The 16895-nt window shown below is 34.1% G+C and carries 17 protein-coding genes; 4 read left to right on the top strand and 13 right to left on the bottom strand.

The genetic code is table 11. From position 1 onward, the window contains the following. Nucleotides 1-29: 29 nt before the first annotated feature. Nucleotides 30-425: a S1 RNA-binding domain-containing protein gene (locus PCY70_RS03685; RefSeq protein WP_010168576.1), complete on the bottom strand. Its 396-nt coding sequence runs from the start codon at nucleotides 423-425 to the stop codon at nucleotides 30-32. Nucleotides 426-726: 301 nt separating this feature from the next. Here PCY70_RS03685 and PCY70_RS03690 point away from each other — a divergent pair, with 301 nt between their 5' ends. The 4 genes from PCY70_RS03690 (at nucleotide 727) to PCY70_RS03705 (ending at nucleotide 4909) form a co-directional block, all read left to right on the top strand. After that, nucleotides 727-1629, top strand: coding sequence for a DMT family transporter (locus tag PCY70_RS03690; RefSeq protein ID WP_305768486.1), 903 nt, complete (start codon nucleotides 727-729; stop codon nucleotides 1627-1629). 206 nt (nucleotides 1630-1835) lie between these two features. Beyond that, the gene (locus PCY70_RS03695; protein ID WP_305768487.1) at nucleotides 1836-3092 is read left to right on the top strand and encodes a glycoside hydrolase family 28 protein; all 1257 of its coding nucleotides are present in this window, start codon (nucleotides 1836-1838) and stop codon (nucleotides 3090-3092) included. Between the two features lie 19 nt (nucleotides 3093-3111). Then, the gene (locus PCY70_RS03700; RefSeq protein WP_305768488.1) at nucleotides 3112-4383 is read left to right on the top strand and encodes a glycoside hydrolase family 28 protein; all 1272 of its coding nucleotides are present in this window, start codon (nucleotides 3112-3114) and stop codon (nucleotides 4381-4383) included. Between the two features lie 46 nt (nucleotides 4384-4429). Further along, a complete protein-coding gene (locus PCY70_RS03705; protein ID WP_305768489.1) occupies nucleotides 4430-4909 on the top strand; it encodes a hypothetical protein in 480 nt (159 codons plus the stop codon). Nucleotides 4910-4979: 70 nt separating this feature from the next. Here the strand turns inward: PCY70_RS03705 and PCY70_RS03710 are convergent, their stop codons facing one another. From PCY70_RS03710 to PCY70_RS03765, 12 genes are all read right to left on the bottom strand, one after another. Beyond that, the gene (locus tag PCY70_RS03710) at nucleotides 4980-5270 is read right to left on the bottom strand and encodes a Dabb family protein (RefSeq protein ID WP_029488286.1); all 291 of its coding nucleotides are present in this window, start codon (nucleotides 5268-5270) and stop codon (nucleotides 4980-4982) included. A gap of 22 nt (nucleotides 5271-5292) precedes the next feature. Next, nucleotides 5293-5718, bottom strand: a complete 426-nt coding sequence (gene aroQ, locus PCY70_RS03715) for a type II 3-dehydroquinate dehydratase (RefSeq protein WP_305768490.1) — start codon at nucleotides 5716-5718, stop codon at nucleotides 5293-5295. Between the two features lie 3 nt (nucleotides 5719-5721). Then, complete coding sequence (aroE, locus tag PCY70_RS03720; protein ID WP_305768491.1) at nucleotides 5722-7320, bottom strand: shikimate dehydrogenase; 1599 nt, start codon at nucleotides 7318-7320, stop codon at nucleotides 5722-5724. Nucleotides 7321-7330: 10 nt separating this feature from the next. Further along, a complete protein-coding gene (pheA, locus tag PCY70_RS03725) occupies nucleotides 7331-8146 on the bottom strand; it encodes a prephenate dehydratase (protein ID WP_305768492.1) in 816 nt (271 codons plus the stop codon). Between the two features lie 13 nt (nucleotides 8147-8159). Next, entirely contained in the window at nucleotides 8160-9236 is a 1077-nt protein-coding gene (gene aroC / locus PCY70_RS03730; protein ID WP_029488284.1) for a chorismate synthase, read from the bottom strand. After that, complete coding sequence (gene aroA, locus PCY70_RS03735; protein ID WP_010168566.1) at nucleotides 9229-10515, bottom strand: 3-phosphoshikimate 1-carboxyvinyltransferase; 1287 nt, start codon at nucleotides 10513-10515, stop codon at nucleotides 9229-9231. Before aroA ends, aroC begins: the two co-directional genes overlap by 8 nt. Continuing rightward, the gene (gene aroB, locus PCY70_RS03740) at nucleotides 10516-11577 is read right to left on the bottom strand and encodes a 3-dehydroquinate synthase (protein WP_305768493.1); all 1062 of its coding nucleotides are present in this window, start codon (nucleotides 11575-11577) and stop codon (nucleotides 10516-10518) included. It lies immediately after the preceding gene. Between the two features lie 27 nt (nucleotides 11578-11604). Continuing rightward, nucleotides 11605-12618, bottom strand: coding sequence for a 3-deoxy-7-phosphoheptulonate synthase (gene aroF, locus PCY70_RS03745; protein ID WP_305768494.1), 1014 nt, complete (start codon nucleotides 12616-12618; stop codon nucleotides 11605-11607). A 305-nt stretch (nucleotides 12619-12923) separates the two neighbouring features. Continuing rightward, a complete protein-coding gene (locus PCY70_RS03750) occupies nucleotides 12924-13685 on the bottom strand; it encodes a glucose 1-dehydrogenase (RefSeq protein WP_305768495.1) in 762 nt (253 codons plus the stop codon). Between the two features lie 15 nt (nucleotides 13686-13700). Then, on the bottom strand, nucleotides 13701-14705 hold the full coding sequence (locus tag PCY70_RS03755; protein ID WP_010168561.1) for a zinc-dependent alcohol dehydrogenase: 1005 nt from the start codon (nucleotides 14703-14705) through the stop codon (nucleotides 13701-13703). A gap of 21 nt (nucleotides 14706-14726) precedes the next feature. Next, the gene (locus PCY70_RS03760; RefSeq protein ID WP_010168559.1) at nucleotides 14727-15689 is read right to left on the bottom strand and encodes a C-terminal binding protein; all 963 of its coding nucleotides are present in this window, start codon (nucleotides 15687-15689) and stop codon (nucleotides 14727-14729) included. Then, nucleotides 15686-16801 carry a mandelate racemase/muconate lactonizing enzyme family protein gene (locus tag PCY70_RS03765; RefSeq protein ID WP_305768496.1) on the bottom strand — a complete coding sequence of 372 codons (1116 nt, stop codon included), beginning with the start codon at nucleotides 16799-16801 and terminating at the stop codon, nucleotides 15686-15688. The genes PCY70_RS03760 and PCY70_RS03765 overlap by 4 nt, the downstream gene beginning before the upstream one ends. Nucleotides 16802-16895 lie beyond the last annotated feature (94 nt).

The raw sequence follows: 16895 nt of genomic DNA on the forward strand, positions 1-16895 counted from the left end.
CCTTTATAATTTAGGTGGCTTCCGTTTTCTTATCTATTTAATCGACGATTAATATCTGTTTGACGCTCCGTAGAATCTTTTAAAAATCCCTTCATCAATGCTTCAAAACCATCAATTACTACTTCTGGCTCTTTTTTAGGTTTGTTATAACGTGGTTTTGGACGTTCCTCCTGCTTCGGTTTTTCGAGAGCCTCTTTAATCGAAAGGGATATTTTGTTGTTTGTGAGATCGACAGTCAATACTTTAACTTTCACAACGTCTCCAATTTTAATTGCGTCTGCTATATTTTCTAAATATCCATGCGTAATATGGGATATATGCACTAATCCATTGTATGAGTTTGGTAGCGAAATAAATGCTCCAAATGGTTTAATTCCTGTAACTGTTCCTTCTAAGATTTGGCCAACTTCAATTTTTTCTGACATATTCAGCAATTCTCCTATACTTATTTTCTAATATCATACCACTATCTATGTAAATAGTAAAGTAAAAATTAGTTAAAAAATAGTTAATTTTTACTTTTTTTATTGTGTCGTGCTAAACCCCCGTAAAGCACGACTTTTATATAAACAAGTGTGAGTGTACAATTTTACCCCTCTCAACCTTTTTCCCCTGATCATCTCTAGGATGATACTCTTATTATTAGTAATTATTACATATAATATGTACTAATTTTTTCGCCAATTAATGGGTAAAATATTTTTTAGAAAAGGAGAATAATAAAATATGCAAACGATGAACAAATCCAAGTTGAAATTTACCCGTCTTAACAATCGCACCAAAGGCATTTTGTTTATACTAGTATCTGCTCTTAGCTTTGCACTTATGTCAGCTTGTATTAAAATAGTGGGGCCACTGCCAATATTTCAAAAAGTTTTCTTCAGAAATCTCATCAGTCTGTTTATTGCCACTGCCCTAGTGCTTAAACATAAAAGCAGTTTTGTTGGCAAACCCGAAAATCGAAAATATTTAATTTTGCGTGCAGTACTCGGAACAGCTGGAATAATTTTTAACTTCTATGCAATAGAGCAGCTTGTCTTATCCGATGCCACAATGCTCAACAAGTTATCTCCGCTATTTGTAATCTTATTTTCATACTTATTTTTAAAGGAACATATAAATCGAAATCAAATAGTCGCCATTACAATTGCCTTTTTAGGTGCGTTACTTATACTAAAGCCAAGCTTCAACTCGGATATGATCCCTGGTATTTCTGGAATATTAGGTGCTCTCAGCGCTGGTGCCGGCTATACTTGTTTGCGCATTTTAAAGACGGAGCCCTACTATAGAACAGTATTCGCATTTAGTGCTGTCTCCTGCGCTATAGTGCTTCCATTTGCAATATATTTTTATTTACCAATGACATCATTTCAATTCCTTACACTAATGCTGGCCGGAGTTTTTGCAACAATAACGCAATTTTCACTAACATTAGCATATTCCTTTGCACCTGCTCGTGAAATTTCAATTTTTGACTATAGCAATATAATTTTTTCTGCAATCATCAGCTATTTCTTGTTTTACGAATTACCCGATATCCTAAGCATTATAGGATATTTTGTAATCTTCGGAGCTTCATTATATATGTTTCTATATCAGAAAAACAACACTTCCTCAAAAACTTCTTAACATATAGTTTTCATGGGCAGCTATCTATCACCTAGTACGTGCGTATACCTCCTTTGCCTCTTTGTATATCCCGCATCTTTTATTGCCGTTGCATCTGTATCTTCTACTTTTGCAATTGCAATCACTACCGCATAATACTTACCCCCCTCTCCCTATTTATTTACATATAAATGTTTATAATAGAAAGAAAAATAGGAGGATCTAATATGATTTACAATATTTATGACTTTGGAGCCAAAGGAGATAGTTTAACCGATGATACCGATAGTCTTCAACAAGCAATCGATAAATGTTCTTTTGAAGGTGGCGGCATAGTATTAGTTGACGATGGCACTTTCAAAGTGGGCACTATTTATTTTAAAGATGATGTCACCATTGAAGTGGGTATACGTGGCAAAATTATTGCTCAAACTGAACGACATTTTTATAAAGATGACACTCACCATCAGATGTATACTAGAGAGACCCATATGGATAAGTGCCTTTTCTTTGCCAAAGAGTGCAAAAATATTGGACTTACTGGCAGAGGGGAAATTGATGGATGCGGCAGTGAGTTTAAGAAATTTAGGCCTATGCTTTTCAGATATCTTGATTGTGAAAACATCCGCATTACTAATATCAAGTTGCGCAACCCTGCATCTTGGACGAATGCTTTCATTGGCTGCAATAATATTTGGGTTGATGGTATTGACATCAAATCTCGCGCTAACAACAATGGGGATGGCCTTGATTTTGATGGTTGTGAAAATGTTTTTGTCTCCAATTGCAAATTTGATTGCAGCGACGATTGTATTTGTCTGCAAAATTCATACTTTGACCGCGTTTGTAAAAATATTGTCGTTACTAACTGCATCTTCTCTAGCAGATGGGCTGGCATGAGAATCGGACTTCTTAGCTGTGGACCAATTGAATTTCTGACTGTAAGCAATTGTATTTTTTCTAATATTGATTGTTCTGGACTAAAAATTCAATCTGCAGAAGGATCAAATGTATCTCATATGACATTTACCAACTTAGTTATGAACAATGTTCAGCGCCCTATTTTCATGACTGCCAATAAATTTCGCGAAAAAACTAATACAGAAACTGCGATAGAAACTCCGTCTGTTGTCTCTGACATGACTTTTAGCAATATTATTTCTCGCAGCTACGATAAAAATAAACAACTACTAGTAGAAAACCAACCGTCATGCATCGTTCTCGACTGCGAGGGTGATAACACCATTAGCGATATTGTCATTAAAAATGTCACTATGCAAACTTATGGAAAACAGGACTCACCATTTTTAAACGATTACTCTAAAATTCCAACACATAGCAATATCCGTGGCGAATGCAAAAATTATCATGGCAACCTTCCGGCTTCTGCACTTTTTGCAAGAAATATCAAAAATTTACACTATAGTGGACTACAAATTTCTGAAAAACATAAAACTCATAATAAAGATATTTGTATTATCTGATTCCAATAAGGAGAGCTCAATGAAATATTTATCTGATTTTAATATCCTACCTTCATTTACAACTATACAAACAGCAGCCATTCAAGATGCTATTAATCAAACAAGTGCCGCTGGAGAAATTTTGGTTTTTAACAAAGGAACGTATCTTACAGGTTTACTAGAAATGAAAGACAATACTGCAATAGAATTTGAAACTGGCACTGCCATTATAGGCTCAAGTCAGCTATCAGACTACGAAGGATCTGCAGAATTATTTGTAGATGCTGTTGGCTCTCAACGCGGTCGCTGTCTCCTATATGCGCATAGCAAACAAAATATTTCGTTAAAAGGCAGCTGCGTAATCGATGGTAGACTTCATAATTTTAGCAAAGATTTACCAGAATATGCCAAGCGACCATTTTTGCTCAATTTTATAAACTGTAAAAATATTACTTTAGATGGAATTTTGTTTAAAAACTCACCTGCCTGGATGCTCTGTATTTCTAAATGCAATGGATTTACTATCGAAAACGTTACCATTTTCAGTAGAACTGGAGGCAATAACGACGGCATAGATATAAATTCATCTCAAAATGGTGTAATTCGAAATTGTGTTATCGATACTGATGACGATGCTGTTTGTATAAAAAGCACTTACGATTCTCCGTGTGAAAATATTTTAATCGAAGATTGCATGCTTTGCACAAACTGGGGAGCATTTAAAATTGGAACCGAATCAATGGGTGATATAAAAAATATCCATATCCGTAACTGCTTTATGCACGATGTTAAGGGTGGTGCGATTAAAATACTTTCAGCAGATGGAGCAAATATTTCTGATATTGTCGTAGAAAATATAACATTCTTGGATGTTACGGGGCCTATTTTTATTACTAACGGAAACCGTTTACGCAGCTACTATGAAACGAACACTCGCACCGTTGCTGGAAAAATTTCTAATGTTACGATTAAAAATATATCTGGCAATGTAAAAAATGCATTAAAACATGATGCATCCAAAGTACTAAATCCGCATCCAGCAGTAATTGCTATGACAGGTATGGCAAATACCAAATTAGAAAACATTACTCTTAGTAATATCGATTTGATATTTGAAAGTGGTGAATTTACCGCATCAGAAAAAATCTCAGAAATAGGTTCGGGATATCCGGAATTTAATCGTATTGGCATTCCACCGGCTTCAAAGATTTTTGCAATAAATATTGATAACTTGATAATGGATAATGTTAGCATTGAATTGGAGAATACTTCTAGTTTACCAGAAGTCATATTGGAGAATGTTAATAAATAGGTAGCAATCACTCTGCTACTAAATGCATGTGAAAGGAGGTGCAGAAATGGCTCCATCATCAAATGATAAGAAACCAGAAAAAAAAGTAGCAGATGCTCAAAAAGAAATTAACAGTCCTGTTGCTGCCGCGAAACAGAAGAAGCTCGCCATTGCCGTCATAGGCATAGCAATTCTCGTATTGGCAGTTTTGGGTTCATATGTTTTTTTGATGAAAGTAAGCGAGATACAATTTCAAGATTTCAGTGATTTAATTATCTTTGCGTTAATTATTCTGGGCGCCAAATTTATTTTTGGACTAGCAATATACTATTCTTTTGTTCTTCTTAAAAGAAACTCAAAATTGAAAAGTGGTCCACTATTTCTTCTCAGAGTAATAGCAACAATAATTTCTACTTTTCTTAGCATCTGGATAGCAGCATACTTTACCCCAGGTATCATGATTCCGACAAAAGGAGTTATCGGACTAGCAATAATTATTATTATTGCTGAAATGGTAAACACATTCCTTGAAAAGCTTGACAAATAAAAACAATCCCCTATGTTTCACATGCAGCATAGGGGAATTTTTACAAACGCACTGCTATTTGAATAGCAATTTAAATATTGTAATCTATTACCGATACTCCGTTAGTTACTTCTCTCAAAAATTCTAAGATTGGTCCAGTATGATATGGATGATCCAAATAAGACTGTAAATCTTGTTCTGAATCAAAACATGCTTCTATAGATATATCAAAAGAACGAGGGCTCGGTTTTATATTAACTCCCACTTCTAAAGTTTTAATTAGAGCAATATTCTCTTTCATAGAAACTAGCAACTCTCTAAATTCCTCTGTCTTTGCTTTTGATTCTTCTTTCATTTTCATTAATACTATATGCTTTACCATTTTTATTTCTCCTTAGATATATTTAGTTTACAAAATAGTTTAACGCCAATTTATATCCCGCAGTACCCAGTCCAGAAATTACCCCTACCGCTGCAGCTGCAGTTACACTGTGTGCTCTAAAACTTTCTCGTTTATAGATATTGGAAATATGCACTTCTATCACATCAATGCTAATACTCTTTATTGCATCTGCAATAGCATAGCTAGTATGACTATATGCACCAGGATTAATTATAATTCCATCTATTTTATCATGATAGCATTTTTGCAAATGATCAATTATTTCACCTTCACAATTTGACTGAAAGAAAGATAACTCTATCCCATTTTTGTGTGCAAATGCCTCTAAGCCTGCTTCTATATCTGATAAAGTTTCATGTCCATATATATGGGGTTCTCTAGTTCCTAAAAAATTTAAATTAGGTCCATTTATTATACAAATTTTCATTTTTTATACTCCCATTAACTCAATAATCTTCTCTACAACTTCGGTAACGTTCAAATTTTTAGTACATACTTGCATAGAGCTCACACCTTCATATGCCTCTTTTCGATCTGCTAATCTTTGTGCTAAACTCTCTTTTGTATCAACTAATGGACGATTGGCGTCATCTTTAATTCGCTCATAAAGTGTATCAATATCATTTTTTAAATAAATGCATCGCTTTTTTGATAAATATTCTCTACTAGAAGTATTCATTAAAATCCCTCCACCAGTAGCATATACCTTTGGTAGATCATCGCATTGACTTAATGCCTTAAACTCTAGTTCTCTAAAGTAATCTTCACCATAATTTGCAAAAATTTCTTTGATAGCAACTTTTTCTGTATCTTCTATATAATTATCAATATCTACAAACGGTATATTTAAAGTTTTTGCTAGTAATTTACCAACTGTACTTTTGCCTGCTCCCATAAATCCTATCAAATAAATTGACTCTTGCTTTAATTTTAGAATAGATTCTAATTTTTTATAAATAGTAGCCATTATCGTCGCAGGATATATTCGTTCTTGCCATATTTCTTGAGCCTTAATAGCCTGAGCAACTAACATGTATAATCCATTAACTGCAATTAACCCATTTGTCTTAGCAAGTTTTAAGAAATTGGTTTCTAACGGATTGTATATCAAATCCACTGCAGCGCTAAAGCACTTAATTTTATCTTCACTAATAGGGCTCGCCTCACAATTAGGATACATTCCAACTGGTGTTGTATTAATAACGCAATATGCTTTTTCTAGTTCTTCAAATTCCGCATAATCAATAATTTTTATATTTTTAAAATTCTCTGCTGCCTTAGTTTTATTTCTTGTTACCAAAACTACCTTAGTTGCACCGTGATCGAGTAAATAACATACCACACTCTTTGCAGAACCACCTGCTCCCAAGACATAAAAATCATTTGCTTTCACAACTACGTTACCAAACTTTAGCATTTCGCCAATTCCAAAATAATCCGTATTATAACCAAATGCTCTGTCACCAACTATTTTAATAGTATTTACTGCTCCAATTTTATGAGCCTCTTCAGAAATTTTATCCAGCTGCGGAATAACACTTTCCTTATAAGGAATAGTCACATTTAGTCCATCTATATCCATAGACTTCGCAGCCTCTACTACAGAATTTATTCTATTTTTGTGAATTTGATTTAATACATAACTAGCTTTTAAATTTACCAATTCGAAAAAATGTTCATGAATGTCTGGCGATAAGCTATGAGATAATTTTTCACCTAGCAAACCATACTTTTTTGCTGCAAGCTTTGGAATATTACTTTCAATTTCCAAAATATGCGATTGATATTCTTTGCTTATTTCCATTAAATAAACTAGCATTTTTCTTGCATAAGGCTTCAAACCAGCATTCTGAAGCAGCTCCAAATTATTCTGAATAATCTCATCTTCTCTTTCTGGCTGAAAAATTGGCATATCATTTTCCAACTTAAACTTTGCAACTTCTATCACACATTCCATTCGTTGTACAAATAGCTGCATAAGCTCTTTATCTATCTGATTGATTTGCCCTCTTGCTTGTTCAAGATTCATCTACGACCTCCTAAACATTTTTGTTATAAAATCCTAGTATTTTGAAATCTTTAGTAATTTCACTAATATTCTCAAATGCATTTTTTATATTGTCATCATCTTTATTACCTTCTATATCAATATAAAAACAATAAGAAAACGTACCGTCACCCACTGGCCTTGATTCAATTTTTGACATATTTATTTTTGATTTAGCGAATTCTTCTAATATATGATATAAGCTTCCTATTTTATGTGGAATTTCAAATAAAATGGTCATCTTGTTACTAAACTGATTACTTTCAGCTTCTTTTGATACAACAATAAACCTAGTCCAATTTTCTTTATTATTCTGAATATTAGACTCAAGAATTTCTAGATTATATAGTTCGGCAGCTCTTTTGCTGGCAATAGCAGCATTTGTCTTTTTTGCTTCCTTTTTTACATACTCTGCCCCTATTGCAGTATTATGATATGCCACATGCTTTACATTAGGTAACCTTTTCAAAAAAATTGTACTTTGCTCAAATCCTTGAGGGTGTGAAAATATATGAGTTATGTCGTCGATAGCTGCTCCTGATATTCCCAACAAATTATGTTCAACTTTTACGCTTGTTTCTGCAGTTATATAATAACCATATTTCTTTAACAGATCATAATTTTGTACAATAGAACCCGTCGTAGAATTTTCTATAGGTAAAATTCCATAATCTATTTCATCATTTTTTAATGCCGCAAAAACATCTTCAAATTCCTTATAATATTTTGTATTTTTTTCATTTCCAAAAAGTTGAATTAGTGCTTGCTCACTATAAGAACCTGGCACACCCTGGTAACCAACAATCATAAATTTTCCCATCCTATTCATTTAATAATTCAAGTATTGCAATTGCAGCAATCGCTTCTATAACTACAACAGCGCGCTGAACAATACATGGATCATGTCTTCCTTTAATTTGCAATTTTACTTCCTCTTTAGTTTCAATATTAACAGTATCCTGCTCTTTAGCAATTGATGGAGTTGGCTTAATAATAACTTCAAAAATAATTGGTGAACCATTTGTAATTCCACCCAAAATTCCTCCATTATTATTAGTTTTTGTTGCCACTACTCCATCTTTTATATAAAATTCATCGTTTGCTTCACTTCCATAAAACTCAGCAAATTTGTCTCCTGCGCCAAAATCAATACCTTTTACTGCAGGCACCGAAAAAGCCAGATGAGCAATTATACTCTCTACTGAATCAAAAAATGGATTTCCCAGTCCAGCAGGAATTCCTACAACAGCGCACTCAATTTTTCCACCCACAGAATCACCATCTGCTTTTGCATTTAAAATTTTAGCACGCATATTTTCTATTTTGGAGTCGTCAATTACAGGCAATTCCTTTTTCAAAAGTACACCGAAATCATCTGAGCTTACAGATTGACTATCAAATTTTGTATCTTTAATAGAAGCAATTTGAGATATATGTGCGCCTATTGTTATTCCTTTTTTATCCAATATCTGCTTTGCAACTGCTCCTGCAAACACTAAAGGTGCAGTAATTCTTCCAGAGAAATGTCCGCCTCCTCTATAATCATTGAACCCAGCATATCTAATGTTTCCCGTATAGTCTGCATGACCTGGACGCATATTAGTTTTTAAAATGGAGTAATCTTTAGAGTGAGTATCTGAATTTTTGATTAATGCACACAAAGGTGCTCCCGTAGTATGATTTTCCCATATTCCACTTTGAATTATTGGCAAATCACTTTCTTTTCTAGCGGTAGAAAGCTTATCTCGTCCAGGAGCTCTTCTTTCCATTTCTTTTTCTATTTGCTTAAAATCTAATTCAATTCCTGCAGGAAGTCCACCAATTACCACTCCAATGCCTGCTCCATGTGATTCTCCAAATATAGAAATTCCAATATTTTTTCCAAATGTATTATTCATAGACTGCCTCCAGATACTCTATCTTGCCTCCCAAACTTTGATAGTCTTCCCAAAAAGCTGGATATGATTTAGAAACGCATTCGTAATCTTCCAATATAACTTCATTTTCACAAACTGTCGCTGCAATAGCAAGTGTCATAGCAATTCTGTGATCCTTATGACTCGAAACTACTTTTGTTAAATTGAATTTGTCCACACCTTCAATTTTTAAACTATCTGGCAATTCCTGTATCTTAGCACCTAACTTAGAAAGCTCCATATTTATTGCCGCTAATCTATCACATTCCTTTATACGCAATCTAGCAACATTGTTAATTTCATTTTTGCCCTTACATAATGCCAAAACTAATGCCATAATAGGCACAATATCAGGACATTCCGAACCATCCATCACTATATTGTCTAATTTAGATTTTTTAGCTCTCACTGTTGTAGATGTTATTTCCACTTCTGCTCCGATTTGTTTTAAAAGTGCCACAACCTCTTTATCTGCCTGATAAGAATTGATATTAATATTTTTAACAACTATATCATTGCCCAATGCTCCTGCAGCTAAAAAAAAGGCCGCTTGAGAAAAATCTCCTTCTACTTTATAATTGATAGCCTTATAATTTTGTTTTCCTTCTATTATAAATGTTTCATAGTTTTGATTTTCTACTTTAATACCAAACATTTCTAGCATTTGCAATGTTAAGTCAATATACCCTATAGACTCTAGCGGAGTGGTCAATACAATTTTAGAATCTTTATCTAATAAAGGTAACGCAAAAAGTAATCCACTTATAAATTGTGAACTTATATCTCCACGAATAGCAAATGTATCTGCTTTAATTTCTCCATGGATAGTTAAGTCTAACTCATCATCCTCATATGAATATTCTATTGCCTGCTTATCAAAAATTTCATAAAACGGTGTTAATGGACGTTTGCCTAAATTTCCTTGCCCTACAAATCTTACGCTCTCTGCAAACAAGGTAGCTAATGGAACAAAAAATCTAAGTGTTGAGCCAGATTCATTACAATCAATAATGGCATCGTTTACTGCTTTTCCTTGAATTCCTGTAATATATAATGTGTTACTTTCTTCTTTTATATTAGCTCCTAATGCCTTTACTGCACTAATAGTTGCAATAATATCATCAGAATAATCAATGTTCGAGATAATACTCTCCCCAGAGGAGAGACTTGCACAAATTATTGCTCTGTGTGCAAGGCTTTTAGATGGCGGTATTTCTACTTCACCTTTTAATATAGTAGGCATCAATTTTATTCGACTCATTTATAAACCTCTAAAAAATGTTACATCTGTTTTATATATATAAGCCTTACCAATTTTTTCTAATAAAACTACATTTAAATTGGAATCTAGATTTTTCTTATCAAGCTGCATCACCGATAATATTTTCTCTTTATTTATTTTTGGCATTTCAGTAGGCAGTTCATATTTTTTTAACAACTGCAGAATTTTTTTATGAGTTCCACTAACAGTAAGTCCCATTTCTTCACTTATACCAGTGATCGCATTCATGCCAATAGAAACACCTTCTCCATGAGTATATTCCTCATATCCACATACTGTTTCTATCGCATGACCTATTGTATGTCCAAAATTCAAGATCATTCTTTCGCCTGTATCTCGTTCATCCATTTCAACTATTTCTTTTTTAATATTGCAACACCTATAAATTATTTCAGCAAAACTTGATTCCAATTTTTCAATATCTTCCACATTATTCAAAATATTAAATAGTTCTTCATCTTTAATCAATGCATATTTAATCACTTCTGCTAAGCCATCTCGTAAAAATCGTTTATCTAAAGTTCCAAGTACCGTTGGGTCCACTATAACAAGAGAAGGATGATAGAAGCTACCCACTAAGTTTTTTCCAGCTGGTAAATCAATTGCTACTTTTCCACCCACACTTGAATCCACCTGTGCTAGTAGCGAAGTTGGTATTTGAACAAATTTTACGCCTCTCAAATAAGTTGATGCCAAAAATCCTGCTAAATCTCCAACCACACCTCCACCAAGAGCAACTATAGCATCACTTCTAGTGATTTTCGCTTCTACAAGATCGTTATATAACGATGTTAATACATTTAGATTTTTACTTTTCTCTCCGGCCTTTATTATTTTTAGGGTTACTTCAACCCCTTCTTTAGCGATAGTTTCTTTTACGGACATTGCATAATGCCTTATAACATTTGAATCTGTTACTATAAATATCTTTTTTGCATTTGGAATGTGACGTCTAATTAAAAAACCTGCAGATTCTAAAAGAGCAGATTCTATATATATTGGATAAGTATTTTCACCTAAATTAACAATAATCGTTTTCACAAATTCTCTCCTCACTTCCTCAATAAATTATATTTCACGTCCAACCACTGGAGCAATAACACGCAATTTATCAATCAGTTCACCAAATTCTGCCGGAGTAATTGATTGCTGTCCATCACATAACGCCTGTGCAGGATTATTATGCACTTCTATAATTAGACCATCTGCTCCCACAGCAATAGCAGCTTTTGATAGTGGATCAACCATCCAATTTAATCCTGCTGCATGACTTGGATCCAATATTATTGGAAGATGGCTAAGTTTTTTTACAACCGGTACGGCACTAATATCGAGAGTATTTCTTGTATAATTTTCTACAGTTCTAATTCCACGTTCACATAAAATTACATTATCGTTCCCACCTGCCATGATATACTCTGCCGACATAATCCATTCTTCTATTGTTGCGGCCAAACCTCTCTTCAGTAAAATAGGTTTATTAATTTTTCCTAACTGCTTCAGAAGATCAAAGTTTTGCATATTTCTTGCCCCAACTTGAATTATATCCACATCATCCGCAAAGGTATCAATCATATCTGTTGACATAATTTCTGTTACAATTGGTAATCCAGTTTCTTGCCTAGCAATTTTAAGAAATTTTAGCCCCTCAAGTTCTAGACCTTGAAAGCTATATGGAGAAGTTCTCGGTTTGAACGCCCCACCTCTTAATGCTGTTGCGCCAAGCTTTTTTACTTCCCTCGCAATCGCAACAATTTGCTCTTCTGTTTCTACGGAACACGGACCTGCAATTAGTGTTAAAGCTTTTCCACCGATTTTTTTACCACACACATCGATGATCGTATCTTCTGCTTTAAATCTACGATTAGCACGTTTAAACGGCTCTTGTATAATCATAACTCTTTCTACAAGAGGATTTGCTTGCCATTTATTTCTATCTATTTTAGTAGTATCACCAACGAGCCCAATTATAGTTTGACCTGTACCTTCCGTAATCCTAGCATTTACACCCAGGTGCTCAATTTCCGAAACTAACCCTTCTATTTCTAACCTCGACAAATTAGATCTTAATATTATTACCATTTCGTCACCCCTTATAATTTAGTTATAGTAAAAAAAAGAGACCCCCAAATCGGGAGCCTCCTTCATACTTAGAAATATATAAGGAAAAGTTTAAGCTAACTCGATAAGGTTATTTTTGCACACAACTATTAGACTATATTCATAGCCATAATAAAAGCCAAAAAATTGTGTAACAAATACTCTCATTGAGCTAGACATAAAATTTCCTCCTTTTCTAATTTTTCACCATCATGAATTTAATTATAAAGAATTTTTTTTATATGTCAAGAGTCACCTATTTTATTTTGGCTCTACTCTAAGAGTAATTACTTAGATAAATAGCCACCATCAACAGGGATTACTGCACCTGTTACATAATTTGCAGCTTCAGATGCCAAAAATACAGCAACACCACCAATGTCTTCCGGTTTTCCCCATCTTTCCATTGGGATTCTTGCAAGAATTTGCGAATTTCTATCTGGATTGTTTATAAGAGCCACATTCATTTCTGTATCCATATATCCTGGAGCTATTGCATTTACATTCACACCACGACTAGACCATTCATTTGAAAATGCTTTTGTAAGCTGAGCCACTCCACCTTTACTTGCTGAATAAGCTGGTACAGTTTGACCACCAAAAAAGCTTAGCATAGATGCCATGTTTATAATTTTACCAGAACCAGCTTTAAGCATCTCACGACCTGCAAGCTGACACAAAGTAAACACTGCTGTCAAATTTATCTGAATAACGTCTAGCCAATCTTCATATAAAAAGTCTTCGCATTTATTTCTACGTTGAATTCCAGCGTTATTAACAAGAATGTCAATTTTTCCACCTAAATTCTCAAGAGCCTCTGCAAATCCTTTTTCAATAGCTTCTTTTTTAGATATATCACATTCTACGCCCCAAACATTATATCCTTGAGCTTTAAAATCAGCAACAGCTTTAGCAAGAGCATCTCCAATTGCTATAATACAAACATCTGCTCCTGCTTCTAGCATAGATTTTGTAATTCCAAGACCTAATCCTTGACTTCCGCCAGTAATAATCGCTTTTTTTCCTTTTAAACAAAAAATATTTGCCATTTCTGCCTCCGAAAATTAAAATTTAAATAATACTTTCATGGCTCCAGTTCCAGGAGTTAAAAGAAGATCAAATCCCTCTTGTGCTTGTTCTACAGGAAGAACATGGGTAACAAGCTTTTCAAACATAGGCTCATCTTTTGCAAGTTCAACTGCAATTTCATAGTCTTTGTCACGATATACTCTTACGAATTCAAATGCAACTTCCTTAAACATTCCTTCGTTTACAGGGAACATTGTAGGAGTTTTATATCCAGCAACAATAACGATTTTTCCACGTACTTTACTTGCTTTAATAAGTTGTGCCGCAACAGGCTCCACTCCAGCACAGTCAAATACAAAATCAAATCCATTGCCACCAGTTTTTTCTGCTTTAAGAGCTTCTAGGTCTAAACCTTTTGCATCTCTTAGATCAAACCCAAAATCTTTACCCATCGCAATTCTTTTGTCATCAGCTTCGATAATAGTCAAGTTTGTACATCCAAATTTTTTAAGCACAAATGCTATTGCAAGACCAATAGGACCGCCGCCAAAAACAACTGCATTATCGCCAGGCTTATATCCAGGTTCGCGCACAGAATGCACTGCCACTGCTATAGGCTCAATCAATGCACCTAATTCATCAGACATTTCATCGCCTAATTCGTATAATTTATTTTCGTCCACTACTACATACTCAGACATAGCACCATCACGATCTATACCAACTAAACGCAAAGTATTACAAACATGCTGGTCTCCCGAATTGCATGGCACACAGTCTCCACATGAATAAATTGGATTTACTGTAACTTTTGTCCCTTTTTTGAAAATTTTTCCATCTTCTTCAACAACACCAGAAAATTCATGTCCAAAAACAAGAGGAGCCTTAGCTCTAGGGTGAGTACCTTTATAAATACCCAAATCTCCGCCACAAATGCCGGCACGATTAACCTTTACAAGTACTTGACCTTCTTTTGGAATGGGCTTATCTATTTCCACAACTTCAAGCATTTTTGGTCCTTTATACACTATTGCTTTCATAACTATCTCCAATCTAAATAATTATAATTTATTTATTGGATAAAGAATTGCTTCACCTTTTACAAAACGGCAAGCCTCTTCTGCTACTTTCGTTTTTAGTTCTTTAGCAGATTGCTCAGAATACCAAGCCATGTGCGGACTAATCAAAAAGTTTTCCAATGCAAATAATTTATTTCCAGGATTCATAGGCTCTGCTAAAACAACATCAAGAGCAGCTCCTGCTATCATTTTTTCAACTAAAGCAGTATACAGATCATCTTCGTTTACAATTCCACCACGAGATACATTTATTAAATACGAACTATCTTTCATCTTCTTGAATACATCCAAATTGAATACATTCTCAGTAGATTCATCAAATGGAGTATGGATAGAAAGTATATCAGACTCTTTCACTAAAGTTTCAAAATCAACAATTTTTACTCCATCAGCAATATCAACTGTCTCTCCTACTTCATATGCTATATCACAAGCAATTATTTTTACACCAAAGCCACTTAATCTTTTTGCAAAAGTTTTTCCTATGCGTCCAATTCCAAATATACCTACAGTTAATCCAGGTATTCTAGATATAGGAATTGCTCTTACATAGTCCCATTTAACATTTTTTGTATATTCATTCATTAAGCACACTTTACGAATAAGCGCCATCATCATTGCAACTGCCTGATCAGCAACCTCATTCATCCCATAGTCTGGGACATTGCATACCTGCACACCAAATTCGGTAGCAGCAACAACATCAACATTATTAACGCCAACACCATATCTTACAATTTGCTTGATTTCAGGTGAAAGCGCCTCTAATACCTTGCGGGTAAAAGGAGCATATTGATTTGTAAAAACGCTATAACCTTTACATTGATTGATCAAATCATCTTCTGTCTTGCATTGTTTAAGTTCATATTCTACACCATTTTTATTAAAAACAGCTATTTCCTCATTTAAATTAGCGTGATCATTATCAGTGATAATTACTTTCATTGTTTTTCCTTCTCCATTTTTTCAAAGTTAAAACTTACACCAGTTCCCGGTACTTTACTTGGAACAAGATCTCCACCTTTAACAATAAGTGGCTCATTTGTATATAAATATATTGGGAAGCTATGATATTCAACAAGTCCTGGATTATCAACAGCACCAAGAACATTTACATGCAATTCTTGCATTCCATGTGAATTTACATTTCGTCCACGTACTTTTGCAAGATGCGCAACGTCAAAAAATCCTGTTATACCACAAACATTAGAACAATCTGGTATAATTTCAGAAACCTTGCCAATATCAAAAGCTAACTCATGCTCATAAGCAGTGTGCAAATTTTCACCCATAGCAATAGGGATTATTGTGTTTTCTGAAATTTTAGCATAATCTTTATATTTGTCAGGATTTGTCGGTTCTTCAAACCAAGCGATATCATATTTTTCAATATTCTGAGCAAAACGAATTGCAGTATCTGGATGCATTACCATATTTGCGTCGACAGCAAACCAAGCATCTTTTCCTACAAGTTTACGCACAGCCTCTACACGATCAATATCTTCTACTAAATTTTCTCTTCCGACTTTAATTTTGACTCTGGTATGTCCTTCTTTTAGCTTAACATCCAAACTTTCTAGTAATTCTTTTTCTGTAAGCATTAAATCAATACCGCCATGATACGTTTTTACAGTTGACTGCCTTGTACCAAACACATCTGCAATAGCCAAATTCGCTTCTTTTAACGAAGCATCCCATATGGCAATATCCAATGCCGATATCACAAATGATGCAATTCCGCCACGCGCTACATAATGAATCGCATTATTCATATCTAAGTTCATTTGTCTAAATTCTTCATAACCAAAATGCTTAGATATTCTAGGAAGTTCTTTGCCAATCATTTTGGGTGCAAGATCAATTTCTAGCATTTTGGCAATAGCAATACCACCTATACCTCCTGTATAAGTGTATCCAACGCCTTTTGTTCCTTCACTAGTAATAACTGTTGCAAGAACAACTTCAAAATAATCATGTCTTCCGTGAAGAGCGTCTACAAGATTTCCTATTAAAGGAAGTTTATAATAATCAACTTTTATATCTGAAATCTTACTCAATTAATTTGCCACCTTTTCAAATTCTTTTTTTAAATCTCAGCACACTCTTAATTGAAGCAACTGAGATTTATAAATTTATATTTCCAAAAAAAAC

Source organism: Candidatus Epulonipiscium viviparus (assembly GCF_030708075.1).
GTDB classification, from domain to species: Bacteria; Bacillota; Clostridia; order Lachnospirales; family Cellulosilyticaceae; genus Epulonipiscioides; species Epulonipiscioides viviparus.